Source organism: Clavibacter capsici (assembly GCF_001280205.1).
GTDB lineage: Bacteria > Actinomycetota > Actinomycetes > Actinomycetales > Microbacteriaceae > Clavibacter > Clavibacter capsici.
On record NZ_CP012573.1, the window covers coordinates 656,786 to 681,835 of the forward strand.

21 protein-coding genes and 1 pseudogene are annotated in these 25,050 nt (G+C 72.6%); 12 read left to right on the forward strand and 10 right to left on the reverse strand.

Going from position 1 to position 25,050, the window contains the following annotated elements:
- Window positions 1–118: 118 nt before the first annotated feature.
- Window positions 119–1,174 carry an FUSC family protein gene (locus AES38_RS03290; RefSeq protein WP_053773771.1) on the forward strand — a complete coding sequence of 352 codons (1,056 nt, stop codon included), beginning with the start codon at window positions 119–121 and terminating at the stop codon, window positions 1,172–1,174.
- Here the strand turns inward: AES38_RS03290 and AES38_RS03295 are convergent.
- Complete coding sequence (locus tag AES38_RS03295) at window positions 1,171–1,569, reverse strand: hypothetical protein (RefSeq protein WP_053773772.1); 399 nt, start codon at window positions 1,567–1,569, stop codon at window positions 1,171–1,173. The two genes, AES38_RS03290 and AES38_RS03295, sit on opposite strands and share 4 nt — an antisense overlap.
- 264 nt (window positions 1,570–1,833) lie before the next feature.
- Here AES38_RS03295 and AES38_RS15780 point away from each other — a divergent pair, with 264 nt between their 5' ends.
- Together AES38_RS15780 and AES38_RS15785 are read left to right on the forward strand one after the other, a co-directional pair.
- Window positions 1,834–2,940 carry a hypothetical protein gene (locus AES38_RS15780; RefSeq protein WP_053773773.1) on the forward strand — a complete coding sequence of 369 codons (1,107 nt, stop codon included), beginning with the start codon at window positions 1,834–1,836 and terminating at the stop codon, window positions 2,938–2,940.
- The gene (locus tag AES38_RS15785) at window positions 2,937–4,091 is read left to right on the forward strand and encodes a pyridoxal phosphate-dependent aminotransferase (protein ID WP_053773774.1); all 1,155 of its coding nucleotides are present in this window, start codon (window positions 2,937–2,939) and stop codon (window positions 4,089–4,091) included. The genes AES38_RS15780 and AES38_RS15785 overlap by 4 nt, the downstream gene beginning before the upstream one ends.
- Here AES38_RS15785 and AES38_RS03310 read toward each other — a convergent pair.
- The 9 genes and pseudogenes from AES38_RS03310 to AES38_RS03355 form a co-directional block, all read right to left on the reverse strand.
- A complete protein-coding gene (locus tag AES38_RS03310) occupies window positions 4,024–4,941 on the reverse strand; it encodes an NAD(P)-binding domain-containing protein (protein WP_053773775.1) in 918 nt (305 codons plus the stop codon). The genes AES38_RS15785 and AES38_RS03310 overlap by 68 nt on opposite strands.
- Window positions 4,938–5,993 (reverse strand): hypothetical protein, encoded by a 1,056-nt coding sequence (locus AES38_RS03315; RefSeq protein ID WP_162232635.1) that lies wholly within the window; start codon window positions 5,991–5,993, stop codon window positions 4,938–4,940. The genes AES38_RS03310 and AES38_RS03315 overlap by 4 nt, the downstream gene beginning before the upstream one ends.
- Window positions 5,994–6,054: 61 nt before the next feature.
- The gene (locus AES38_RS16100; protein ID WP_167439260.1) at window positions 6,055–6,597 is read right to left on the reverse strand and encodes a type 2 periplasmic-binding domain-containing protein; all 543 of its coding nucleotides are present in this window, start codon (window positions 6,595–6,597) and stop codon (window positions 6,055–6,057) included.
- 7 nt (window positions 6,598–6,604) lie between these two features.
- Window positions 6,605–7,147 carry an MFS transporter gene (locus tag AES38_RS16170; protein WP_053773778.1) on the reverse strand — a complete coding sequence of 181 codons (543 nt, stop codon included), beginning with the start codon at window positions 7,145–7,147 and terminating at the stop codon, window positions 6,605–6,607.
- Window positions 7,148–7,223: 76 nt separating this feature from the next.
- Window positions 7,224–7,865: pseudogene (locus AES38_RS16525) on the reverse strand (MFS transporter); the annotation flags it as partial.
- Complete coding sequence (locus AES38_RS03340) at window positions 7,862–8,524, reverse strand: hypothetical protein (RefSeq protein ID WP_053773781.1); 663 nt, start codon at window positions 8,522–8,524, stop codon at window positions 7,862–7,864. The pseudogene AES38_RS16525 and the gene AES38_RS03340, both read right to left, overlap by 4 nt.
- The gene (locus AES38_RS03345) at window positions 8,521–9,747 is read right to left on the reverse strand and encodes an ATP-grasp domain-containing protein (protein WP_053773782.1); all 1,227 of its coding nucleotides are present in this window, start codon (window positions 9,745–9,747) and stop codon (window positions 8,521–8,523) included. The genes AES38_RS03340 and AES38_RS03345 overlap by 4 nt, the downstream gene beginning before the upstream one ends.
- Window positions 9,744–10,781, reverse strand: coding sequence for a UDP-glucose 4-epimerase GalE (galE, locus tag AES38_RS03350; RefSeq protein WP_053773783.1), 1,038 nt, complete (start codon window positions 10,779–10,781; stop codon window positions 9,744–9,746). The genes AES38_RS03345 and galE overlap by 4 nt, the downstream gene beginning before the upstream one ends.
- A gap of 245 nt (window positions 10,782–11,026) precedes the next feature.
- Window positions 11,027–11,425, reverse strand: coding sequence for a DUF2256 and DUF3253 domain-containing protein (locus AES38_RS03355; RefSeq protein ID WP_053775642.1), 399 nt, complete (start codon window positions 11,423–11,425; stop codon window positions 11,027–11,029).
- 188 nt (window positions 11,426–11,613) lie between these two features.
- Here AES38_RS03355 and AES38_RS03360 point away from each other — a divergent pair, with 188 nt between their 5' ends.
- The 9 genes from AES38_RS03360 to iolD all read left to right on the forward strand — a co-directional run bounded on the left by AES38_RS03360 (window position 11,614) and on the right by iolD (window position 24,998).
- A complete protein-coding gene (locus tag AES38_RS03360) occupies window positions 11,614–14,856 on the forward strand; it encodes an efflux RND transporter permease subunit (RefSeq protein ID WP_053775643.1) in 3,243 nt (1,080 codons plus the stop codon).
- Between the two features lie 328 nt (window positions 14,857–15,184).
- On the forward strand, window positions 15,185–17,368 hold the full coding sequence (locus tag AES38_RS03365; RefSeq protein WP_053773784.1) for a DEAD/DEAH box helicase: 2,184 nt from the start codon (window positions 15,185–15,187) through the stop codon (window positions 17,366–17,368).
- Between the two features lie 98 nt (window positions 17,369–17,466).
- Window positions 17,467–17,997, forward strand: coding sequence for a GNAT family N-acetyltransferase (locus AES38_RS03370; RefSeq protein ID WP_244629223.1), 531 nt, complete (start codon window positions 17,467–17,469; stop codon window positions 17,995–17,997).
- 31 nt (window positions 17,998–18,028) lie between these two features.
- Window positions 18,029–18,520, forward strand: coding sequence for a GNAT family N-acetyltransferase (locus tag AES38_RS03375; RefSeq protein WP_053775645.1), 492 nt, complete (start codon window positions 18,029–18,031; stop codon window positions 18,518–18,520).
- 111 nt (window positions 18,521–18,631) lie between these two features.
- Window positions 18,632–19,591, forward strand: a complete 960-nt coding sequence (gene iolC / locus AES38_RS03380) for a 5-dehydro-2-deoxygluconokinase (RefSeq protein ID WP_053773785.1) — start codon at window positions 18,632–18,634, stop codon at window positions 19,589–19,591.
- Entirely contained in the window at window positions 19,588–20,529 is a 942-nt protein-coding gene (locus AES38_RS03385) for a class I fructose-bisphosphate aldolase (protein WP_053773786.1), read from the forward strand. Before iolC ends, AES38_RS03385 begins: the two co-directional genes overlap by 4 nt.
- Before the next feature lie 51 nt (window positions 20,530–20,580).
- Window positions 20,581–22,086, forward strand: coding sequence for a CoA-acylating methylmalonate-semialdehyde dehydrogenase (locus AES38_RS03390; protein WP_053773787.1), 1,506 nt, complete (start codon window positions 20,581–20,583; stop codon window positions 22,084–22,086).
- 45 nt (window positions 22,087–22,131) lie between these two features.
- Entirely contained in the window at window positions 22,132–23,085 is a 954-nt protein-coding gene (gene iolB / locus AES38_RS03395; protein ID WP_053773788.1) for a 5-deoxy-glucuronate isomerase, read from the forward strand.
- Window positions 23,082–24,998, forward strand: a complete 1,917-nt coding sequence (iolD, locus tag AES38_RS03400) for a 3D-(3,5/4)-trihydroxycyclohexane-1,2-dione acylhydrolase (decyclizing) (protein ID WP_053773789.1) — start codon at window positions 23,082–23,084, stop codon at window positions 24,996–24,998. Before iolB ends, iolD begins: the two co-directional genes overlap by 4 nt.
- Window positions 24,999–25,050: the final 52 nt, after the last annotated feature.

Here is a 25,050-nt window from a genome sequence, read left to right on the forward strand (position 1 = left end):
CACGATCCGCCGACGCGCCCTCGGGAGACCGGGGGCGCGTCGGCGCGTCCGGGGGCGGAGCCGACCGGGCGTACCGTGGGGGTGCCCGGTTTCCGCCCCCGGGGAGATCGGATGTCGCGTGACCGCACCGCCCGCCCCGCGGCCGCCGTCGACCCGGACGCTCGACCTCGAGGCCGCGCTGCGCGCGACCGTCGGGCTCCTGGTGCCGCTGGTGGTGCTCCTCGCGATCGACCGCCTCGACCTCGCGCTGTACGCGTCGTTCGGCGCGTTCACCGGCCTCTACGGGCGGAACGAGCGGTACCGGCTGCGGCTCGCGAGCGTGGGCGCGGGAGCGGCGATGATGCTCGTCGCGATCGCGACGGGCGTGCTGCTCTCCCTCGCCGACGCGCCGCTCGCGCTCGAGGCCGTGGGACTCGTCGTCGTGCTCGGCGGGGCGTCGCTCGTGTCGACGGCGATGAGCCTCGTGCCGCCGCATCCGCTGTTCCCCGTGTTCGGGCTCGTCGTGTGCGCGGCCGTGCCGGTGGATGCGGCGCAGGCCCGCGACGCGCTCGTGACGGCGGTGGCCGCCATCGTCTTCTCCGCCGGCGTCTGCATGTCCGGCTGGCTTCTCCGCCGCTGGGCGCCCGCCGCCCAGGCGCACCGCTTCCGGGCGCTGCCGCGGATCCCCGTGCGCGACGCCGCCGTGCACCGCGATCCGGCCGCCTGGACCGCGGTGGTCGCCAACGTCGTCGGCGCGCTCGTGGCCGGCGCGATCGCCGTGGCGCTCGGGCTCGGGCACCACTACTGGGCGGTCGTGACGCTCGTCGCCGTGCTGCCGGTGGTGCGCGGGCCGCTGTCGTTCACGCGCGTGGCGCACCGGGTGCTGGGGACGCTGGCCGGATCGGTGGTGGCCGCGGGGATCCTCGCGCTGCACCTGCCCGCCGCCGCGGTCATCGCGGTCGCCGTTGCCTGCCAGTTCGCGGCCGAGCTCGCGGTGGGGAGGCACTACGGGCTGGCGCTCGTCTTCATCACGCCGCTCGCGCTCGTGATGGGGAGCCTCGGCCGGACGCAGCCGGTGCTGCCGCTCGTCGCCGACCGGGTCATCGACACGGTCGTGGGCGCAGGCGTCGGCGTCGCGGTGATCCTCGTGCTGCGGGCGTTCGCGGTGCGGGGCCGGCGGGTCGCCGGGGCCTAGCCGAGGGCCGTGCTGCTCCAGCCGTAGATGCGGCCGTTCGCGCCGAAGAGGTTCCAGCCGTCGGCGCAGGTGACCTGCGCGGGGTCGATCTCCGGCGGCCACCAGGTGTCCTGGATGGTGGTCATCTTGAGGTCGGTGCAGCCGCCGGGAGCCGGTGCCGGCTGCGCGGTCTGCACGGCCACGATGCTGCCGACCTTCTTGTCGGACTTGGTGCGGATGAGGGTGCCGTCCTGCGGGATCCAGGTCGGCATCGACCCGCCGAGCGCCGACTGGGCGTCCGCGGTGGTGGGGTAGATGGCGGTCGTGGCGGTCTGGAACTGGGACTGGACCCCGCATCCGGACAGGAGCGCCGCGCTCGCGATGGCGGCCAGGACGGTCAGGGTCGGTCGATGCATCCCCCTAGTGTGCCTCGTCAGCGACGGCGGCGGATCCGGATCCACCCGACGCGGTGGGGGGAGCAGGCGAGCGACGGTCCGGTCGGGATCCTCTGCCATGTGCAGGACGGGCCGTCCGTCGTGCCGACAGGTGATTGGCTCTGGCGCCATCGGAGCGGTGCGTCCCGCGCGTGGCTCGTGGAGGGCGGGGGGCCACGGCCGGTCGGCCCGCCCGGCACCTGCCGATGTGGCCGACCCGGTCGGCGGACGAAGGAGGAGGGCGACGTGGATTGGTTCCGCAACGCGGTGTTCACGCCCGGCGCCGATCGGGACGAGGTCGGCGCCGGACTCGACGAGTACGTCACCGAGCTGCGCGCATGGGCTCGCCGTCATGTCGATGCGCCTGTCGGCGTCTTCCTGAGCGGCTCCCTCGCCCGGCGGGAACCGGGTGTCATGTCCACAGGCCACGGTGGGGTCCTCCTGTCCGACCTCGACCTCGTGGTGATCGCCGCCGGGGAGGAACTCGCACAGCGCATCGCCGGGACGCTGAAGGCCGAGATGCTCGAGCGGAGGCCCGATCTCACGACCACGACCTTCGCGGTCGACGTCGGGAACCTGAGGCGCCTCCGGGGGAGCGTCGCCGCCGACCTCGCGCAGGGGTGGGACGAACCCCTGTACGGCAGCGCACCCGGGCCGTTCCCCCGCCGCGACCTGACGGATCGAGACCACGAGGAGCTGTGCATCCACCAGTTGGGGGCGTGCCTGTTCTATCCCCCTGCCGACGCGCCGTGCGACGGCCTCCGCCACTTTCGTCCGGGCCGGGGGATGCACGCGGTGAAGTCCGTCCTGGAGTCCCTCCGCCTCCGGGTGAGCGTCGCCGGGGTGCGAGCGCCGACCTACGCATCGCTCCTCGCGCCCGAGTCCTCCGAGGTCCTCGCAGCCGAGCAGCGCGACCTGGCGCATCGCGCGATCCGGGCGCGCGAGTTGGGCGCGCCGCTGTCCGAGTTCGACGACCTCGCCATCCCGTCCGTCCTGGCGGCTCTCTCCGACCGCCTCGGCTGCTCGCCGACACAGGCGTCGCTCGCTCGTGCGGTCGAGGACCGCGTGCGGGACCTGACCGGGGTGCTCCCGCTGTTCTCCGCGCTCGCCGTCCTCCTCGCGCTCGGCCCCGGGGATCCGCCTCTGGATGCGGCGATCCGCGGATTGCTGGCACGCACGAGCGACGCCGAGCTGCCCACGTCCCGCTCGGCGCGCGATCAGCTGGTGAGCGCAGCGTCGCCCGGCGACCTCGGCGTCCACCTGCCTCTCTGGCTCGACATCCGCGAGGACTACTACACGCGACTCGGCGACACGAACTTCGGGCGCGTGGCCGATCCAGGCGGACATCGATGACGGCGGCGCCCGAGCACGAGCTCCCGGGATGGAGCTCCTCCCGCGCGCGCGCCCTCCACGCCCGACGGTGGGCCGAGGTCGAGGGATCCGACATCCTGCCCCTCACGACAGCGGAGTTCGACGTCCCGACCGACCCGGACATCATCGCCGCCGTGCAGCGACGCCTGGAGGACCCGTTGGCGTACGAACCGCATTACACGAGCGGCGCAGTGGGGGCGACTCTGGCGCGCTTCCACCGCGAGGAGCACGGCATCCCCGTCTCCTCGGAGTGCTTCTGGCTCGTCGCGGGGGTGATCGCCGCGTCGCGAGCAGTCCTGGTCCAGGTCATCTCGCCGGGCGACGAGGTGCTCTTCCTGCGCCCGTCCTACCGACCGATCGTCGACGCCATCGTCGGCGCCGGCGGCGTCCCGGTCGCTGCGGACATCTCGTCGCCCCGGGGCATCGTCGCATCGCTGCGGGAGGCGCTGAGCCCCCGGACCCGCGCGGTGTACCTGTGCCACCCGCACAACCCGACCGGTCACAGCCTCAGCGCTGACGACCTCGGCGGCATCGCGGAGCTGGCGCGGGAAAGCGACCTCGTCATCCTCTGCAACGAGCTGCACGCCCGCCTCACGTTCCAGGGGCGGCACGTGCCCGCGGCCGCGTCGGCACCGGAACGCGTCATCACCTTCGGCGGGGCCACGAAGTCCCACAACCTCGCCGGCCTCGGCGGCGGTTTCGTCTACACGCAGGATGCTGACTGGGCTGCGGCGCTCCGCCAGGCTGCCGGGAGCTCGGTGCCGGCAGCGCGGGGACTGCAGCAGCTCGGGCTGCAGGTCGCGTACTCCAGCGAGCCATCCGGATGGCTGGGACGCATCAGGTCGTCCATCGTCGCGAACCGCCGGCGGCTGTCGACCGCCCTGGTCGGCTGGGATCCGACGCTGGACGTGTACCCGTCCTCGGCGACGGGCTTCATCTGGGCGCGCTCCGGTCGCCACGCGGACCTGGCTCGGGAGCTGGAGCGCGACACGGGGATCCGCACGGCCCCCGGCCGCTCGTTCGGCGTCGGAGACGCACACGTGCGCATCGCCGTGCCGCTGCCCGTCACGACGCTGGAGGAGACGATCCGCCGTCTGTCGGGGGGTGAGGCGGCGGCGGGCGGACGCGGGTGACGGCCGAGAAGTCGGTTCCCGGGCCGAACTCGCGGGCCGCGCGGTCGTAGGCGTGCTTCACCCGCACGATCTCGGCCCGGCCCTGGCCGTCGCCGATCATCTCGAGTGCGTGGCCGAGGTCCTTGACCATGTTCCGCACGGAGAAGTCCGCATCCCCGAAGTCATGCCCGAGAGCGCGATCCAGCTTCGCGTCCATGACGAGCGACATCCACCCGTCGGACCTCAGGATCCTCCAGGCGGTGTCCCGTGACTCCGGGAGCGCGGACTCGAACAGGGGGACGAAGGTGGTGAGGGTCTGGAGCAGCGCGGCCCCCCAGGCGTTGTAGAGCAGCTTGAACCGGGTCGGATCGCCGGGAGTGGGGAAGTCGTACACGACGGCGGCCATCGCCGAGTAGAAGGGCTCCAGGCAGCTGGTGTCGTCGGCCGAGTGCCGGAAGGCGGACAGGCTCCCTCGGGCGGCCCCGCTCCTGCTCCCCGTGAGCGGGGACTCGACCGCGCGACCGCGAGTGGCCCCGACGGCGCGATGCCAGTCGAGGAACCACCGGACCCCCAGCGTCCCCATCTCGACGGCATGGGCCGGTCGATCCTCCAGGTAGCCGCGCATCTGGTCACCGAACCAGATCTCCGACGCGCGTGCCTCCGACTCCGCGCACGACACGATCACGGACGGCTCCCACTCGAGGGCCGCGGAGATGTCGTCGACGCCCGCCTTGCCCCCGTTGCCAGGGTCCGGGTAGTGCCGCGACAGCACACGGACGTCGGCGACGGGCGCGACGTTGCGGATGATGCCCTGCGTCATCACCCCGCGTCCCACGAAGAGGACCTTCAGCCGGTCCTCCTGCCCGTTCACCGTGCCGTCTCCGATCCGGCGACGAGGCCGCGGCGGACGCCGATGCAGCGGAGCTGACGGCTCCACTCGTCGACGGGCATGGCTCCGAAGTGCGGGATGTCGGTGAAGTAGCGCGCGTCGCGCCCGGGCGGCAGTACGCGCTCGTCCCGGGCCTCCCCTCGGGCGATGGCCAGGTGCTCGTCGGTGATCCCGTGCGTCGATGCCCGGACCTCGTGGTCCATGGACAGGAATGCGTCGACGTCCAAGGAACTGGTGCGTCGCTGCTCGTCCCGCACGACGCGGGCGAGGTCGGCGTCGATCAGGGCCAGCAGGGCGTCGACCGGGGCGGACAGCACCTGCGCGTCGAGAGCCAGCATCTTGGCGATCTTCTTCACCTCGTGGCCGCCGCGCGACGGGCCAGCGCGCAGACCGGCATCGGAGGCCGCGAGGAGCGCGTCCGACAGGGCGAGCAGGCGGAGGGTGCGCATGCTGGACGTCAGGGTGCCCATGTCAGGGCTGATCCCGAGCAGATCGCTGACGGCGCGTTTGCCGGAAGATCCGTGGATCGTCGGCACCAGGCCGATCGCGACCTCGAGGTGCGCGATGTTGAGGTGCAGCTCGGTGAAGGTGTCGCCGTGCATGTCGAACGTGACCACGTCGAAGAGCGGGAAGACCCCCTGCGGGCGACGGAGGAAGAACTTGTGGTACTCGCCGAGTCGTCGTCCGTCGACGTGGAAGGGGACGCGGAAGTCGATCTCCGCGGCAGTGAAGGTCCGGGCGATCGCCTCATCCGCGCTCACGACGAACAGGTCGGCGGGAGCCACGCCATTCGCCTGGCAGAAGGCCGACGGGAAGTCGAGGAGGAGCCGCTCGTCCCGGCCGCGGGTCACGGTCATCATGTGGACGAGATCGTGCTTGATCTCCCAGTACGGGTTGGGTGGAGTGACCTTCAGGTGCCTGGTCCAGATGGTCCTCGCGGGCGTGGCGAAGGTCGCCCCCGGGCTGAGCGCGGTGAGGTCGTGGCTCTGGAGCACGGACCCGAGCAGCCAGCCGTCCTGCGCGAGAGGCGGCACCGGACTGCTGCGGAAGCACGCTCCCTCGGCGAAGGCTCCCATCCAGGAGAGGGGGGACTCGTCAGCAGACCACATACACGCACCACACCATCGTCGGGTTGAAGGTCTTGCGGACGACTATCCGGCCGCTCGCCACGAGGGTCTCGGATCGCTCGGTCACCGAGCCGATGGCGTAGCGATACCCCTCGTGGAGCATCGCCTCGAAGGCGAGCGGCTTGCTCCGGAAGTAGACGGGCGGCCGGTCCGCATGGTCGATGCCGGACGCCTTCGACAGCGCGCGGGTCGCGGGCTGCAGCGCCATGCCCGAGCGCAACCAGGCAGTGTTCTCGAACACCGCCATCGGCTTCGTGGGTCGCATGAAGGTGCAGATCAAGGTCACCTTGTCGATCGAGGCGAAGTGGAGATCGACCCAGCTCAGCCCGGACTCGTCGTCCACGTATCCGGCGGGCATGACGACGAAGTCCGCCCGCAACTCGGGCAGCCGGTCGAAGAGCTCCGTGTACGTGTCGCACAAGCGGATGCGCGCGTTGCACCCGAAGGCGTCGCTGTGCCACGCCCGCGCGGCGGCCACCGAGTCCGTGCCTGCGGGGCCGAGCACGTGCACGGCCGGCCTAGGCATGATCGGCCCGATCCGTGGGGGCGTCGGCCCCGTCCGCCGGAGGTAGCAGGCTCGGCGGGCGTCGCGAAGCCAGGAGCACCACCGCGGAGACGGCCACGAAGCCGATTGCCGCGATCATCGCGAGCACCGGCGGGCTCACCGCGCTGCTGAGCTGGCCGAACACCATGTTGCCGAGGGGCAGCGAGGCTCCGGCCAGCGTCACGACGAACGCGAAGACCCTCCCGATGAGCGCCGCGGGCGCGGACGTCTGGAGCTTCGTGAAGAGCACCACGTTGTACGCGGCGACGACGCCGCCCAGCGTGAACAGGACGAGGGCGGTCACGGCCAAGGAGTCGATCGTCAGGCAGGCCAGTCCCGTGGCGACGACGGGGGCCAGATGCGCGGCGCGGAAGCCGTTGATCCGCGAGGCGAGCACGCCCGCGGCGATGCCGCCGGCGAGCGCTCCTGCAGCTTCCGCGACGTTGCCCAGCCCGAACGCCGCCGCGCCCCAACCTGTCTGCGTGGATCGGGTCAGGAGCACGAAGGTCGGCGCCATGAGGAAGAAGTTCAGTGACGTGGCGCACCACTACCTCCCGAGACAGAGCCCGGTCGAGCTTCAGGAACCGGACACCACCGAGGATCAGCTCGAGGCGCTTCTCCGATCGGTCCGTGGGCGCCTCGGCGCATCTCGTGGACACCGCCATCGTGAGAGCGGCCGAGACGAGGAAGGAGATGCCGTTCACCGCCGTCGCGGCGGGGAGGCCCGCATCACCGCCCAGGAGCAATGCGGCGCCCACGACGGGACCGGCTGAACGAGCGACCTCGCTGACGATCGCGTAGGCGCTGTTGACTCGGATCAGGGAGCGCGGATCGGTGATGAGCGGGGTCAGCGCCCTGCTCGACGGCGAGTAGAGCGCCGCGAGGGCGGCCAACAGGATCATCAGGGTGGCGATCTGCGCGAGGGAGACGGAACCCGGATGAGTGAACTGCCACGCGCTCACGACGCCGCAGGCGGCGGCTGCCGTCACGTCGATGGCGATGAGCAGCTTCCTCCTGTCGACTCGGTCGATCCAGAAGGTCCCGAAGAGCCCCACCAGGAGGGTCGCGACCCCGGCGCATGCGTTCGTGGTGCCGACGGCATCGCTCCCGAGCGCGGAGCCGATGGCCCACGTCGCCACCACGCCGAAGGACAGGCCACCCAGCTTCGATGTGCCCACCGCGGCCAGCAGCCAGCGTGCGCTCGCGAATCCGATCGGGGCGGGCTGCGGCGTCATAGCGGTATCGAGCCGCACAGGGTGAACCCGCTCGCGGAGGAGGCGACGGCGACCAGCTCGAACGGATGGCCGGAAAGGATCCCGGTGCCCGAACCGGCCGTCACGCCGACCGAGAGATCCGGCCGATCATGGACGTCCTCCACGTTGAGCCGATGGATCTCGGGGCGACGGCGTCCGTCGGGGGTCTGGATCACGGTGACCACTGGCGGGACGGCCATGCGGGGAGCCTCCCCCTGCGCCTCTGGTGCATCCCACAGGGACACGTCGACGTCGAGGGACTCCATCGAGAACGTCCATCTCGCGTCCTGGACGGCGGGGATGCACGAGGAGAAGTGCTTGTCGAAGCCGAGCTGGTACCCGCGGACCACGGAGAGCTCATGATCGACGAACGTGCGGATCGGGTAGGTGTGATCCTCGCCGCCCATCGTCACCGGGATCTTGACGAGCAGCTCACGGTAGGGCGTCCACGTCTCGCCGTCGAACTCGGTCCGGAGGTTCGACAGCGTGAGGATGAAGGACTCCGTGCGCAGCTGGTCGGCGATCACGTCCGGGACCTCCACGTCGAGCAGCGCGGAGACAGGACGGATGCCCCCGATGAAGCGGCAGAGGATGTGGATGTCGCTCGTCTCGACCCGATTCGGCAGCCGGACGCACCTCATGCCGGAGCCATCCGGAGCTCCCGGGCGACGACCGCGCGTGCTTCGTCCAGCTTGGCGCGCAGCGTGTCGTGCGTGTCCGCCGTCAGCTCCAGTATCACCGCGTCCTCGTGGACCGCGGTCGCGTCGCTGGTGATGTCTCCCTCGACGACGTAGACGAAGGCCGTGTCGGCCTGCGGGAACGACGACGGCGTGGGGGCGGTGACGACGCGTCCCGCCGTGCGGTACTTCGCATAGCACGACGCGAAGCGCCTCGGTCGCGGCAGGGTCTCGGCGGAGAGCGGCACGATGCGGAGGCTCTCGCCTCGCATGGCCTTCCAGTAGTCCTCCAAGAGCGTCGCGTCGAAGGCGTACCGGCAGAGGCGCGGGATGCTCAGGCCTCCGAACCGCCGCCCGACCTCGCAGAACACGGGGAGGCCGGCCTCGTCGACGAACCACTCGAAGTGGAAGGGCGTGACGGCGTCGGAGGCCCCCGTCAGGGTCTTCAGAGCCGCATGGACGAGGGCGAAGAGGGTCTGGATGAGGGCCGGCTCATCGACGTACGCCCTGCTCGTGGAGATCGTGAGGCCGCTCCCCGCGTGGAGGGAGTCCAGCACCATCTCGTCGTACTCGTGCACGTAGAAGTGGAGGATCTCGCCACCGACGGCCATGCCGTCGCATGTCAGCATCCGATCGCTGACCACCGCCTCCTCTGCCATGCGCTCATCCGTGATCGTGTGGCGCACCGAGTCGGATCCCTCCATCGCGGAGAGCCGACGCACGCCGGCGCCTCCGGCGCCCCTTCGGGGTTTGAGGATCCCGAAGCCTTCGCCGGCGAGATCGGCCAAGGTCCCGGTGAAGTCCGTGAGGCCACGGAACCGGGGCTGGGGGACGACGCCCTGCAGAGCGCTTCGCATGAAGAGCTTGTCCTTGAACATCGTGCCGACAGCGAAGTCGGACGGGCCCGTCACGAAGAACTCGTGGAGGAATCCGGCCGTGTCCATGTCCTCCTCGCCCAGGGTGGAGACGGATCGCAGCTCGTGCGTCTCCTGCAGCTCCCGCAGGGCGCCCATGAGCACGGGGAGGTCGAAGGACTCGAGGAAGCGCACCTTGCTGAGGTCGATCCGGCTGTCGCTCGTGTACCGGTGGCGCACCTGCTCGTGCCCCAGGATGACGACGTCCTCGGCGATCGCGTTCCAGAGGTCGACCGCTCGGGGCGTGTGCCGGAACAGGACGACGTGGGTCACCGGTCGACTCCGCGGTGAGCGTCCGAGGATGGCGAGGCGGCGAGGAGGGCGGCGAGCTTCGGGGCCCAGGCGAGGGAGTCGGCCACCCCCTGCTCGAGCGAGCGCTCGGCGCTCCAGCCGAGCAGCTCCTCTGCCTTGCTCGTGAGCGGCGCGCAGCCCGCCACGTCCCCGGGTCTCGCTTCCGCACGGGTCACGGCGAGCTTCGCGTCGACCACCGACTCGAACGCCGACAGCAGCTCGAACACCGTCGTCCCCGTCCCCGTGCCCAGGTTGATGACCTGGTACGGGGCGCGCGTCGACGATCGCACCAGGTCGTCGAACCGCTGGAGGGCGAGGATGTGCGCTCGGGCCAGGTCCCACACGTGCACGTAGTCGCGGAGGCCGGAGCCGTCGCGCGTGGGCCAGGTCGTGCCGGTGACCGTGAACGTGCCAGAGGCATTCGACGCCTCGATCATCTTCCCGAGCGCGTGCGACGGGTTCGTGCTCTGGAGACCCGACCGCATGTCCGGATCCGCGCCGATGGGGTTGAAGTACCGGAGCACGACGGCGCTCATGAGACCCGCCGTGCACGCGTCCTGCAGGATGCGCTCCACCATGTGCTTGGACGCGGAGTACGGGCTCTGGGGCGCGACGGGGGAGTCCTCGTCGACGAACTCGCCGCCGCTCGATGCGTACATGGACGCGGTGGAGCTGAAGACGAACCGGTGGATGCCGCGAGCGGTGAGGGCCCGCACGAGGGAGATGGTCTTCGCGACGTTGTTGTCGTAGTAGTCGAGAGGCTTCTCCATGGACTCCGGGACGACGATGCGGGCGGCGCAGTGGATGACCGCGTCGATGTCCGGGTGCCTGTCGACGATGGCGTCGACCAGGCGGGTGTCGCCGATGTCGCCGACGTGCAGCTCGCCGTGGTGGACGAACTCCGGGCGGCCCGTGCTGAGGTCGTCCAGGACCACGATCTCGATGCCTGCGTCGAAGCCGTACGAGGCGATGGTGGACCCGATGTAGCCCGCCCCTCCGGTGATGAGGACTTTCATGACGCGATCTCCTGTCTCCGAGGCGGACGGGACAAGCGCGGCCCGATTGGTGCGAGAGCGTATGGCTGGTGCCCGGCGGCCTGAGGCTGTTGTCCACCGTCGCCGACGCGAGGTCCGCGTGCCCAGCGGGGCGGAGACCGGTCAGGACGCGTGCCGCGCACCGCAGGGACGACGGACCGAGAGCCTCAGCTCATGCGCGGGTGGTGGCCGGGCTGGGCCGAGACGGGCATTCCTCGTTTCGCGGGTCAGCGACGACGGCGGATGCGGATGGGCCCTCGGGCGGTGGAGGGATCGACGACCGACCCCTTCTGGGTGATCTCCACCTCGCCCGCCTCCACGAGCCGCCGGGCCGCGCGCCGGGCCGGCTCCATCAGGTCGCGCCAGTCGTCGGGCGACTCCGCGCGGGCCGCCTCGGACGGGCAGATCGTTGCGCCGCCGGCGCGGTGGGCGAGGAGGTCGAGGATCCGCCGCTCGAGCGCCGCGTCGACGTCGGAGACCCCACGGCGCCGGCACGCGTCGCTGCAGTAGCGGACCTGGTCCCAGTCGCGCTCCCACTTCCTGCGCCACTCGATCGTGCGACCGCACGAGGCGCAGGTCTTGGGCTCGGGGACGCGGTCGGTCGTGCTCGATGCCCGGTGCGCCATCCCTCCAGCATGCTCCGTCCTGCGGGCCGCCGACCGGGCGCACGGCGAGCCGTTCGAAAACCCGCCGCGAGCGGGGATTTCCCGGGACCAGGTGCGATACTTCCCCCACGGGGCGGGTTCCCGGTGCGGGCGATCAGCGGTCCGAGCGACCGCCGCACCCGCGGCCCGCATCGCACAAGGAGCACCCCCTGCATCTCCTCTCCGTCTTCAGCCTCCGCAACCGGGCGCTGATCGCGCTCATCACGATCGTCATCGGGGTGTTCGGCGGCATCGCGCTGACGACGCTCAAGCAGGAGCTCATCCCGTCGGTGTCGTTCCCGCAGCTCGCGGTCGTCACCGCGTACCCGGGGGCGTCGCCCGCCGTCGTCGACTCCGACGTGTCGACGCCCATCGAGCGCGCGATCCAGGCGGTGCCGGGCCTGGAGTCCTCCACCGCGACCTCGCGCACCGACTCCTCCGTCATCTCGGCGTCGTTCACGTACGGCACCGACCTCGCGACGGCCGAGCAGAAGATCGACCAGGCCATCAACCGGATCCGCACGACGCTGCCGGACGGGATCGACCCCGTGGTCATCGCGGGCAGCATCGACGACCTGCCGGTGATCCAGATCGCCGTCACGAGCGACCTCAGCCCGCAGGACCTCACGGCCGCGCTCGAGCGCTCGACGCTCGGCGACATCCGCAAGCTCGAGGGCGTGCGCGACGCGAGCCTGCTCGGCACGGTGGGGCAGCGCGTGGTCATCACGCCGGACCCCGCGAAGGTGCAGGGCGCCGGCCTCACGAACCAGGCGATCCGCGACGCGCTCGACGCCAACGGGAAGCTGCTGCCCGCGGGATCGGTGACGGAGGACGGCACCACGCTGTCGGTGCAGTCGGGCACGCGCCTCGGCTCCACCCAGGACCTCTCCTCCCTGCCGCTCTTGGGCGCGGCCGGCGGGCGCGAGCTGACGATCGGCGACGTCGCCACCGTGGAGCTCGGCCAGGACCCCACGACCGGCATCTCGCGCGTCGACGGCCAGCCCTCGCTCACCATCGCCGTGACCAAGACGCCCGCGGGCAACACGGTCGACGTGTCCCACCTCGTGACGGAGCTCCTGCCGCAGCTCGCGGACGACCTGGGGAACGGCACGGAGTTCACGGTCGTCTTCGACCAGGCGCCCTTCATCGAGCAGTCGATCTCGAGCCTCACCACCGAGGGCCTGCTCGGCCTCGTGTTCGCGGTGCTCGTGATCCTCGTGTTCCTCATGTCGATCCGGTCGACGATCGTGACCGCGATCTCCATCCCGGCCTCGGTGCTCATCACCTTCATCGGCATGCTCGCCTCGGGCTACACGCTCAACATCATCACGCTCGGCGCGCTGACCATCGCGGTCGGGCGCGTGGTGGACGACTCGATCGTGGTGATCGAGAACATCAAGCGGCACCTGTCCTTCACGCCCGACCGGCTCGACGCGATCCGCGCGGCCGTGCGCGAGGTCGCGGGCGCCGTGACGGCGTCGACCGCCACGACCGTCGCGGTGTTCCTGCCGATCGCGCTCGTGGGCGACATCACGGGCGAGCTGTTCCGGCCGTTCGCGCTCACCGTGACCATCGCGCTCGCCGCGTCGCTGTTCGTCTCGCTGACGATCGTCCCGGTGCTCGCGTACTGGTTCCTGCGGCCCGAGGGGGAGTCGCGCCGGGCGCGCCGTAAGGCGGCGGCCGCGGCGGGGACCGTCCGCACGGGCGCGCACGCCGCCGTCCGCGGATCCGCCGACGACCGCGAGCGCTCCGGCCGACGCGCGCACGGATCGCACGCGGCGCACGGCGACGGCGAGGGGACGGACCGGCCCACGCGCCTCCAGCGCGGCTACCTGCCGATCCTCGCGTGGACGCTCAAGCACTCCGCGGTGACGCTGGTGCTCGCGATCCTCGTGCTCGGCGGCACCGTCGCGCTCATCCCGAGCATGAAGACCAACTTCCTCGGCGACAGCGGGCAGAACACGCTCACCGTCTCGCAGGAGCTGCCGAGCGACACGAGCCTCGAGGCGCAGGACACCGCGGCCACGAAGGTCGAGCAGGCGCTCATCGGCGTCGAGGGCGTGGACACCGTGCAGACCTCCATCGGCGCGGACAGCACGTCGCCCACGGCGGCGTTCAGCGGCGGGGGCGGGATCACGTTCTCGCTCACGACCGACTCCGACGCCGACCAGGACGCGATCCGCGAGCGCGTGCGGACGGCCGTCGACGGCCTCACCGACGTCGGCGACGTGTCGCTCGCGGCGGCCTCGGGCGGGTTCTCCTCCAGCGACATCGAGGTGCAGATCACCGCGAACGACTCCGACGACCTCAAGGCCTCCGCCGACGCGATCCTCGCCGCCGTGAAGGACATCCCGTCCATCGAGCAGGCCACGAGCAACCTGTCGGAGACGCAGCCCTACATCGCGGTGACCGTCGACCGCGCCAAGGCCGCGGCGGCCGGGCTCAGCGAGCAGGCCGTGGGCGGCATCGTGACCGCGAGCCGGCTGCCGGCCGCGGTCGGGCAGGTCGTGATCGACGAGAAGACGCTGTCCATCTACATCCAGGACCCGGACGCCGCGCAGAGCCTCCAGGGGCTGCGCGACTTCCGGATCCCCACGGCGCGCGGCCTCGTGCCACTCAGCGACCTGGCGACGGTCGAGGTGGCCGACGGCCCCGCGACCGTGACGACCACGGGCGGCTTCCGCAGCGCGACCGTGAGCGCGACGCCCGGCAGCGACGACGTGGGCTTCGCCTCGTCCGAGGTGTCCCGGGCCGTCGCCGACGTGCAGCTCCCGGCCGGCGCGCAGGCGTCGCTCGGCGGCGTGGCCTCGCAGCAGTCGGACGCGTTCGGGCAGCTCGGGCTGGCGGTGCTGGCGGCGATCCTGATCGTCTACATCATCATGGTCGCGACGTTCCGGAGCCTCGTGCAGCCGCTCGTGCTCCTCGTCTCGGTGCCGTTCGCGGCGACCGGCGCGGTGCTGCTGCAGGTGGTGACGGGCGTGCCGCTCGGCGTCGCGTCGATCATCGGCCTGCTGATGCTGGTGGGCATCGTGGTGACGAACGCCATCGTGCTCATCGACCTCGTGAACCAGTACCGGACGCGCGGGATGGAGCTCCGCGAGGCGATCCTCCAGGGCGCCGGGCGCCGGCTCCGGCCCATCCTCATGACGGCGCTGGCGACCATCTTCGCGCTGCTGCCGCTCGCGATCGGGCTCACCGGGCACGGCGGGTTCATCTCGCAGCCGCTCGCGATCGTCGTGATCGGCGGTCTGCTGTCGTCGACCGTGCTGACGCTGCTGGTGCTGCCGTCGCTGTACTCGCTCGTGGAGCGGGCGGGCCTGCGGATCCGGGCGCGCGGCGAGCGGCGGCGGGCCGAGCGCGGGCTGCCGGTCGCGGGATCCGCGGAGGCGTCGGGGGAGCGAGCCGCGGGCTGATCCCCGGCTAGGCCCCGCCCCGGGCGCCCGCAGCGCGATGCGTGGCGCGCCCGGGCGGAGCCGCGCCCTGGTGCGGGGAGGGGCGATGCGGTAGTGTTCTCCAGTCGGCTCTTGACACCGCTACCGGACCATCCATCCGGGCGGATGGATTTGTCAGTCAGGTGGGCCGGTTTCCCCCTCTCGTTCCGCAGAGGGGTACGTCACGCGATGACACGGCCCCCGGTCGACGACTGCCCGGGTTGAGAGCAGCTCTGCGCACCCTGATCCTGTAGCGCGCTGCTTCGCACATGCGCATTGTCATGCATCCGAGCAGAACGAGGACTCCCTCATGCCCTACAACAACGACTCCCCGCGCGGCGCCAAGCGCGCTCCGGCGGGATCCCGCAGCCCGAACCACCGCGGCTACAACTCCGATCCCGCGCCCAAGAAGCAGCGCTGGAACGCCGACGAGCGCGCCCAGCGCTCCGGCCAGGACGACCGCCCCCAGCGCGGCGGCGCCAGCCGTCCCGCGCGCGGCGGCGACCGCCCCAACTGGGAGCCCCGCGCCGAGCGCCCCGCCGGTCGCGGCGAGCGTCCCGCGTACGGCGACCGCCCCAACCGCGCCGGCCAGCGCCCCGAGCGCGGCGACGCCCGCCCGCAGCGCGGCGAGCGTCCCTCCTACGGTGGCGGCGCGTACGACCGCGGCCAGCGCGGCGAGCGTCCCTCCTACGGCGCCGAGCGCGGACAGCGCTCCGAGCGTCCCTCGTACGGCAACGACCGTCCGGCCCGTGGTGGCGAGCGGTCCGAGCGTCCCTCCTACAACGACCGCGCGCCGCGCAACGAGCGTCCGTCCTACAACGACCGCGCGCCGCGCAACGAGCGTCCCTCGTACGGGAACGACCGGCCGCAGCGGTCGGAGCGTCCGTCGTACAGCGACCGGAACGAGCGCCCCTCGTACAACGACCGCAACAGCCGCTCGGAGCGTCCTGCGTACAACGACCGCGCCCAGCGCAGCGAGCGTCCGTCCTACAACGACTCGCGCCCGGCCCGCTCGGAGCGTCCGTCGTACGGCGACCGCGCCGAGCGCCCGTCGTACGACGACCGCCCGGCCCGCGCCGAGCGTCCCGCGTACGGCGACCGCCCGGCCCGCACGGAGCGTCCCTCCTACGGCGACCGCCCGCAGCGGTCCGAGCGTCCCTCCTACGGCGACCGCCCCCAGCGCAGCGAGCGCCCGTCCTACGACGACGCCCGCCCCAAGCGCGACAGCGACTTCTACCCGAGCAAGGAGGGCGCCCCGCGCCACGCTCCCGCCGAGGACGTCGTGCTCGAGCGCCTCGAGGCCCAGGCCACCACGGCCAAGGACGTCGACGGCGTGACCTTCGCCGCCCTCGGCCTCGGCCAGAACATCGTCCGCGTGCTCGAGGAGCTGGGCGCGGCGAGCCCGTTCCCGATCCAGGCCGCCACGATCCCCGACGTGCTCGCGGGTCGCGACGTGCTCGGCCGCGGCCGCACCGGATCCGGCAAGACCATCGCGTTCGGCGCGCCCCTCGTGGAGCGCCTGCTCGAGAACGACGGCGCGAAGAACCGCAAGATGGGCCGCAAGCCCCGCGCGCTGATCCTCGCCCCGACGCGCGAGCTCGCCATGCAGATCGACCGCACGGTGCAGCCCATCGCCCGCTCGGTGGGTCTGTTCACCACCACCATCTTCGGCGGCGTGCCGCAGTTCAAGCAGGTGGGTGCGCTGCAGCGCGGCGTCGACATCCTCATCGCGACCCCCGGCCGCCTCGAGGACCTCATCGACCAGGGCCGCCTCGACCTCTCGGAGATCGTCGTCACGGTCCTCGACGAGGCCGACCACATGTGCGACCTCGGATTCCTCGAGCCCGTCCAGCGGATCCTCCGCCAGGTGAAGCCCGACGGCCAGCGCCTGCTCTTCTCGGCCACGCTCGACAAGGGCGTCGCGACGCTCGTCAACGAGTTCCTGCCGTCGCCCAGCGTCCACGAGGTCGCGGGCGAGGACCAGGCGTCGTCGACCATCGACCACCGCGTGCTCCTCATCGAGCAGCGCGACAAGGCCGCGATCATCGAGCAGCTCAGCTCGGGCGAGGGCAAGACGCTGATCTTCGCCCGCACCCGCGCGTTCGCCGAGCAGCTCGCCGACCAGCTCGAGGACGCCGGCATCCCGGCCACGTCGCTCCACGGCGACCTCAACCAGGCGCGCCGCACGCGCAACCTGCAGCTCCTCACGAGCGGCAAGGTCCGCGTGCTCGTGGCGACCGACGTGGCCGCCCGCGGCATCCACGTGGACGACATCGGGCTGGTCATCCAGGCCGACGCGCCGGACGAGTACAAGAGCTACCTCCACCGCGCCGGCCGCACGGGCCGCGCGGGCAAGCAGGGCACCGTCGTGACGCTGATCACGAAGGCCCGCCGCCGTCGCATGGACGACCTCCTGGGTCGCGCCGAGATCACGGCCACGACGGTCATGGCCGCCGCCGGGGACCGCGTCATCGCGGACCTCGCGCGCGCCTAGCGCTCACGCACGACCACGACGGCCGTCCCACCCCTCAGCCGGGTGGAGCGGCCGTCGTCGTCGGTGGGGCGGCTCGGTGGTCTGGCATCCTCGATGCCGTGCCCGACCGGATCCGCCTGCTGACGCCCGACGACGCCCCCGCCCTGTCCGCGCTGCGCCTCCGCAGCCGCGCCTTCCTCGCGCCGTGGGAGCCGATCCGGCAGCCGGATCACGACACCCCCGCCGGCCAGCGCGCCGACGTCGAGGCGGCGCTCGCGCAGCACGCGCGCGGGCAGGGCGTGCCGTTCGCGATCCTCGACGACGACGGATCCGTGGCCGGCCGCGTCAACCTGAACGGCATCGTCCGCGGCGCGTTCGAGTCGTGCGCGATGGGGTACTGGCTCGCGGCGGATCGCACCGGCCGCGGCCTCGCGACCGAGGCTGCGCGCGCCGCCGTCGCCCACGCGTTCGACGACCTGGGGCTGCATCGGGTCGAGGCCGGGACGCTCCTGCACAACGACGCGTCGCAGCGCGTGCTCGCCCGATGCGGCTTCACGCGCTACGGCCTCGCGCCGCGCTACCTGCGCATCGCGGGGGAGTGGCAGGACCACGTGCTGTTCCAGCGGCTGGCGGACGAGCCGCGCGTCTGAGCTCGCGGTGCAGCCGGATACCCTCGACCGCATGCAGATCCGCCCCGCCACGGACGCCGACTGGCCCCGCATCTTCCCCTTCTATCGCGCGATCGTCGACGCCGGCCGCACCTACGCGCTCCCGGCCGGGCAGTCGCTCGAGGAGGCGCGGCCGAACTGGATGGCGGAGGCGCCCGCCCGCACCTTCGTGGCGGTCGACGACGACGGCACGGTGCTCGGATCCGCCAAGGCCGGCCCGAACCGGCCGGGCCGCGGGGCGCACGTCGCCACCGGGTCCTTCCTCGTGGATCCCGGCCACGGCGGCCGCGGCGTCGGCCGCGCGCTCGGCGAGTTCGTGTTGGCGTGGGCGCGCGCGGAGGGGTACCGGGCGATCCAGTTCAACGCCGTCGTGGAGACGAACCGCGCGGCCGTGCACCTGTGGGAGTCGCTCGGCTTCCGGATCATCGGCACCGTCCCCGAGGCCTTCGACCACGCCGAGGACGGGCTCGTCGGCCTGCACGTCATGCACCTGCCGCTCCGCTGACCCGCGGTCGGCGACGGGCGGACCCATGTGCACATGTCAGAACATGCGCTACGTTGGACGGGCATCAGCACCCGCCACCGCACTCCGACCCGGAGAGGACGCAGCGCTCCCATGAGTCCCGCCCCGACCCCGATCCACGACGTGATCACCATCGGCCGCGTCGGCGTCGACCTCTACCCCCTCCAGGACGGCGTGGGCCTCGAGGACGTCGCGACGTTCGGCAAGTACCTCGGCGGGAGCGCGGCCAACGTGGCGGTCGCGGCCGCCCGGCACGGCAGGTCCGCCGCCCTCGTCTCGCGCGTGGGGGACGACCCCTTCGGCCGCTACGTCACGCGCGAGCTCGAGCGGCTCGGGGTCTCCGCCGAGTTCGTGACGCCGATCGACGACCTGCCGACGCCCGTCACCTTCTGCGAGATCTTCCCGCCCGACGACTTCCCCCTCTACTTCTACCGCCGGCCGAAGGCGCCCGACCTCTGCATCGAGGCGGACGCGCTCGACACGACGGCGATCCAGGACGCGCGCGTGCACTGGTCCACGGTCACGGGCCTCAGCGAGGAGCCGAGCCGGTCCGCGCACCACGCCGCGTGGGTCGCCCGCGCGCGCCGCCCGCTCACGGTGCTCGACCTCGACTACCGGCCCATGTTCTGGTCGTCGCCCGCGGACGCGACCCGCGAGGTCGGCCGGGCGCTCGAGCACGTGACGGTCGCCGTGGGCAACCGCGAGGAGTGCGAGATCGCGGTGGGGGAGACGGATCCGCTGCGGGCCGCCGACGCGCTGCTCGACCGCGGCGTCGAGCTCGCCATCGTGAAGCAGGGCCCGAAGGGCGTGCTCGCGAAGACGCGCGACGAGACCGTGGAGGTGCCGCCGTACCCGGTCGAGGTCGTCAACGGGCTCGGCGCGGGCGACGGGTTCGGCGGCGCGCTCGTGCACGGCCTGCTCGCCGGATGGGAGCTGGAGCGGATCCTGCGCTTCGCGAACGTCGCGGGCGCCATCGTCGCGTCCCGCCGCGAGTGCTCGACCGCCATGCCGACCACGGCCGAGGTCGAGGCCGTGCTCGAGGGGATCCGATGACCGCGGTCGACGCGTCCCGGGCGCCCGCCGAGGCGCTCCGCGCGGGCGACCTGCCAGGCGCGTTCCAGGCCCTCCGCGACCTGCGCGCCACGGATCCCGCCGCGGTCGCCCGCGCGCTCGCCGGCCGCGTCCGCCGCCCGCTGATCCGCGACGACGGCCGCCTGCTCATCGTCGCCGCCGACCACCCCGCCCGCGGCGCCCTCGGCGTCGGCGACGACCCGATGGCCCTCGCCGACCGCTACGAGCTGCTCGCGGGCCTCGCCACCGCCCTCACGCGCGACGGCGTCGACGGCGTGCTCGGCACCCCCGACATCGTCGACGACCTCGCGCTCCTCGGCCTGCTCGACGACAAGGTGGTCGTCGGATCCATGAACCGCGGGGGCCTCCGCGGCGCCGCCTTCGAGATGGACGACCGCTTCACCGCCTACGACGTGGCGGGGATCGTGCGCGACGGCCTCGACTTCGCGAAGACGCTCGTGCGGATCAACCTCGCCGACGCCGGCACCGCCGCGACCCTCGAGGCCAACGCCCGCGCGGTCGACGACGCCGTGCGGGCCGGCCTGCCGATCATGCTCGAGCCCTTCATGAGCGCATGGCAGGAGGGCCGGATCGTCAACGACCTCACGCCCGACGCCGTCATCACCTCGATCGCCGTCGCATCGGGGCTCGGCTCGTCCTCCGCCCGCACGTGGATGAAGCTGCCCGTCGTCGACGACATGGCCCGCGTCATGGCCGGCACCACCCTGCCCACGCTGCTGCTCGGCGGGGATCCGCAGGGCGCGAGCGCGGACACCTGGGCCGGCTGGGAGCACGCCCTCGACCTGCCGGGCGTGCGCGGCCTCGTCGTCGGCCGCACCCTGATCCACCCCGCCGACGGCGACGTCGCCCGCGCGGTCGACCAGGCCGTCGACCTCGTGCACGGCCGCGCCCGCCCCTGACCCCGACGACCGACCCGACCCGTCCACCACCCGCCACCGCCTGAGGACACCATGACCGACACCGCTCCGCTCCCCGTCGTCCCGCACTGGATCGACGGCGCCCGTTCGCCCTCCACCTCCGGGCGCACCGCGCCCGTCTACGACCCGGCCCGCGGCGTCGTCACCAAGGAGGTCGCGCTCGCGGGGGCCGACGAGATCGAGCGCGCCGTCGCGTCGGCGAACGCCGCGTTCCCCGCCTGGCGCGACCTGTCGCTCGCCAAGCGGCAGGCGATCCTCTTCCGCTTCCGCGAGCTGCTCGAGGCGGAGAAGGGGGAGCTCGCGGAGATCATCACGTCGGAGCACGGCAAGGTCGTGAGCGACGCGCTCGGCGAGATCACGCGCGGGCAGGAGGTCGTGGAGTTCGCGACCGGCCTCGCGCACCACCTCAAGGGCGAGTACTCGGAGCAGGTGTCCACGGGCGTCGACGTGTACTCGACCAAGCAGCCGCTCGGCGTGGTCGGGATCATCTCGCCGTTCAACTTCCCCGCGATGGTGCCCATGTGGTTCTTCCCCATCGCGATCGCGGCCGGCAGCGCGGTGGTGCTGAAGCCCAGCGAGAAGGACCCGAGCGCGGCCATCTGGATCGCCGAGCTGTGGAAGCGCGCCGGCCTCCCGGACGGCGTCTTCACGGTGCTCAACGGCGACAAGGAGGCGGTCGACGGCCTGCTCACGCACCCGGACGTGCGGGCGATCTCGTTCGTCGGGTCCACGCCCATCGCCCAGTACGTCTACGAGACGGGCACCCGGCACGGCAAGCGCGTGCAGGCCCTCGGCGGCGCCAAGAACCACATGCTCGTGCTGCCCGACGCCGACCTCGACCTCGTCGCCGACTCGGCCGTGAACGCGGGCTTCGGCTCGGCGGGCGAGCGCTGCATGGCGATCTCGGTGGTCGTCGCGGTCGAGCCCGTCGCGGACGCGCTCATCGAGCGGATCACGGCGCGCATGGCGTCCCTGCGGGTCGGCGACGGCCGCCGCGGCTGCGACATGGGCCCGCTCGTCACCGAGGCGCACCGCGACAAGGTCGCCTCCTACATCGCCATCGCGGAGGAGGACGGCGCGCGCGTCGTCGTCGACGGCCGCGGCATCGAGGTCGACGGCGAGCGGGACGGCTTCTGGCTCGGCCCGACCCTCATCGACGAGCTGCCCACGTCGTCGCGCGCGTACACGGAGGAGATCTTCGGGCCCGTGCTCGGCGTCGTCCGGGTGCGCACCTACGAGGAGGGCGTCGCGCTCATCAACGCGGGCGCGTTCGGCAACGGCACGGCGATCTTCACGAACGACGGCGGGGCCGCGCGCCGCTTCCAGAACGAGGTGCAGGTCGGCATGATCGGGATCAACGTCCCCATCCCCGTGCCCGTCGCCACGTTCTCGTTCGGCGGCTGGCGCTCCAGCCTCTTCGGCGACACCAAGGCCCACGGCGCCGAGGGCGTGCGCTTCTTCACCCAGCAGAAGGCGATCACCAGCCGGTGGCTCGACCCGTCGCACGGCGGCGTCGACCTCGGGTTCCCCCAGAACTGACCATCCCGCCCGGCGGGGCAGCCGACGACGACGACGGAGACGCGCATGACGACGAACGAATGGCTGCACCCCCGCGGGACCCTCGGCCGCGACGGCTGGGAGACCGTGGTCGACGGGTCGCTGCCCGGCTGGGAGCACACGGGCCTCCGGGTCGCGGTGCTCGCCGCAGGCGACGCGCTCGACCTGCCCGCCGCGGGCGTCGAGCGCATGGTCGTGCCGCTCGCGGGATCCTTCGCCGTGCGGCACCGCGAGGGCGACGGCGAGGAGCGCGTCACCGACCTCGACGGCCGCGCGTCGGTCTTCGCGGGGCCGACGGACGTCCTCTACCTGTCGTGCGCGTCGAGCGCGGTGCTCACCGGATCCGGCCGCGTGGCCGTCGCCGAGTCGCCCGCCACCCGGCACGTGCCGAGCCGCCGGATCGCCCGCGAGGACGTGTCGGTGGAGCTCCGGGGTGCCGGCCGGTCGAGCCGCCAGGTGCACAACTTCGCAACGCCCGGAACCCCCGGGTCGCTCGACGCCGAGCGCCTCATCGTCTGCGAGGTGCTCACGCCCGCCGAGAACTGGTCGAGCTACCCCGCGCACAAGCACGACGAGGAGAGGCCGGGGGAGGAGTCGGAGCTCGAGGAGGTCTACTACTTCGAGACCGCCGTGGGGCGCGGCCTCGAGGCGCCCGCCGACGCGGATCCGTTCGGCCTCTTCCACACCTCGTCGTCGCCCGCGGGCGAGATCGCCATCGACGCCGTCGTGCGCACGGGCGACGTCGCGCTCGTGCCGTACGGCTACCACGGGCCCGCGGTCGCGGCGCCCGGCTACGACCTCTACTACCTCAACGTGATGGCGGGCCCGGGCGCCGACCGCGCCTGGCTCATCAGCGACCACCCCGCGCACGGCTGGATCCGCGGCACGTGGGCCGGGCAGGCGATCGACCCTCGCCTGCCGTTCACCGCCGACGCGACGCCCGCCGCTCCCGCGTCCGACCAGGAGTCACCGACCCGATGACCGAGCCCACCACCCGCATGACCGTCAGTCAGGCGCTCGTCGCGTTCCTCGCGAACCAGTGGACGGTCGACGGCGACCACCGCGAGCGCACCATCCCCGGCGTCTTCGGGATCTTCGGCCACGGCAACGTGGCCGGCATCGGCCAGGCGCTCATGCAGGCGAACGCCGAGGATCCCGACCTCATGCCGTACCACCAGGCCCGCAACGAGCAGGCCATGGTGCACCAGTCCGTCGGCTTCGCGCGCATGCACCGCCGCCTCGCCACCTACGCGAGCGCCGCCTCGGTGGGGCCGGGCGCCGCCAACATGCTCACGGGCGCCGCCCTCGCGACGGCCAACCGGCTGCCGGCGCTGCTCCTGCCGAGCGACACCTTCGCGACGCGGGTCGCGGATCCGGTGCTGCAGCAGCTCGAGCACCCGCACGACACGGGCATCAGCGTGAACGACGCGTTCCGCCCGCTCTCGCGCTTCTTCGACCGCGTGCAGCGGCCCGAGCAGCTGTACTCGATCGCGCTCGCGGCCATGCGCGTGCTCACCGACCCGGCCGAGACCGGCGCCGTGACCATCGCGCTGCCCGAGGACGTGCAGGCGGAGGCGCTCGACGTGCCGCTCGCGTTCCTGGCGCCGCGCGAGTGGCACCTGCGCCGGCCGCTCCCGGAGCGCGGGCCGCTCGCCCGCGCCGTGCAGGCGATCCGCGACGCGCGCACGCCGCTCATCGTCGCGGGCGGCGGTGTCATCTACTCCGCGGCCGAGGAGGCGCTGCTGTGCTTCGCCGAGGCCACCGGCATCCCGGTCGGCACCACGCAGGCCGGCGGTGGATCCCTCGCCTGGGACCACCCCCAGTACCTGGGCGGCATCGGCGCCACCGGATCCACCGCCGCGAACCGCCTCGCCGCCGAGGCCGACGTCGTGATCGGCATCGGCACGCGCTACTCCGACTTCACGACCGCGAGCCGCACGGCGTTCCAGCGCCCCGACGTGACCTTCGTGAACGTCAACGTCGCCGCGTTCGACGCGTACAAGCACGGCACGCAGCTGCCCGTGGTCGCCGACGCCCGCGAGACCCTGGAGGCGCTGATCGAGGCGCTGGCCGGCACGCACGTAGACGCCGCCTACGCCGACCGCATCGCCCGCGAGAAGCGCGAGTGGGACGCCGCCGTCGACCGCGCGCTCGCCCCCACGGGCGGCGCGCTGCCCGGGCAGCCCGAGATCATCGGCGCGGTCCAGGCGGCGAGCGACCCGCGCGACGTCGTCGTGCAGGCGGCGGGATCCCTGCCCGGCGACCTCCACAAGCTCTGGCGCGTGCGCGATCCGCTCGGCTACCACGTCGAGTACGCGTTCTCGTGCATGGGCTACGAGATCCCCGGCGGCCTCGGGGTCAAGCGCGGCGCGGAGGCGTACGGCGACGACCGCGACGTGATCGTCATGGTCGGCGACGGCTCCTACCTCATGCTGCACACGGAGCTCGTGACGGCGGTCGCCGAGGGGATCAAGGTCATCGTCGTCGTGATCCAGAACCACGGCTACGCGTCCATCGGCCACCTCTCCGAGACGGTCGGCACCGAGCGCTTCGGCACGCGCTACCGCGCGCTCGACCCGGCGACGCGCAACTTCGAGGGCCGCGAGCCGCTGCCCGTCGACCTCGCGGCGAACGCGCGGAGCTACGGCGTCGACGTGATCGAGGTCGCGCCCGGCCCCGACGCGACGACGGCGCTCGGCGAGGCCGTGCGGCGCGCGAAGGCGTCCGACCGCACCACCGTGATCCACGTCGAGTCCGACCCGCTCGTCTACGGACCCGACGGCGAGGGCTGGTGGGACGTGCCCGTCCCCGGCGTCTCCGAGATGCCGTCGACGCAGGCCGCGCACGCGGAGTACGTGGAGCGGAAGAGGGCGCAGCGGCCGCTGCTCGGATGACGCGGGGCCGGCGACGTGATCGCCGCCGGCCCCGGATGACCGCGGGCACGTC

Coding starts and splice junctions, on each gene's coding strand:
- AES38_RS03295 (WP_053773772.1), bottom strand. CDS start 1,569: ATGCATCGACCGACCCTGACCGTCCTGGCCGCCATCGCGAGCGCGGCG.
- AES38_RS15785 (WP_053773774.1), top strand. CDS start 2,937: ATGACGGCGGCGCCCGAGCACGAGCTCCCGGGATGGAGCTCCTCCCGC.
- AES38_RS16170 (WP_053773778.1), bottom strand. CDS start 7,147: ATGGCGCCGACCTTCGTGCTCCTGACCCGATCCACGCAGACAGGTTGG.
- AES38_RS03340 (WP_053773781.1), bottom strand. CDS start 8,524: ATGAGGTGCGTCCGGCTGCCGAATCGGGTCGAGACGAGCGACATCCAC.
- galE (WP_053773783.1), bottom strand. CDS start 10,781: ATGAAAGTCCTCATCACCGGAGGGGCGGGCTACATCGGGTCCACCATC.
- AES38_RS03355 (WP_053775642.1), bottom strand. CDS start 11,425: ATGGCGCACCGGGCATCGAGCACGACCGACCGCGTCCCCGAGCCCAAG.
- AES38_RS03365 (WP_053773784.1), top strand. CDS start 15,185: ATGCCCTACAACAACGACTCCCCGCGCGGCGCCAAGCGCGCTCCGGCG.
- AES38_RS03375 (WP_053775645.1), top strand. CDS start 18,029: ATGCAGATCCGCCCCGCCACGGACGCCGACTGGCCCCGCATCTTCCCC.
- iolC (WP_053773785.1), top strand. CDS start 18,632: ATGAGTCCCGCCCCGACCCCGATCCACGACGTGATCACCATCGGCCGC.
- AES38_RS03385 (WP_053773786.1), top strand. CDS start 19,588: ATGACCGCGGTCGACGCGTCCCGGGCGCCCGCCGAGGCGCTCCGCGCG.
- AES38_RS03390 (WP_053773787.1), top strand. CDS start 20,581: ATGACCGACACCGCTCCGCTCCCCGTCGTCCCGCACTGGATCGACGGC.
- iolB (WP_053773788.1), top strand. CDS start 22,132: ATGACGACGAACGAATGGCTGCACCCCCGCGGGACCCTCGGCCGCGAC.
- iolD (WP_053773789.1), top strand. CDS start 23,082: ATGACCGAGCCCACCACCCGCATGACCGTCAGTCAGGCGCTCGTCGCG.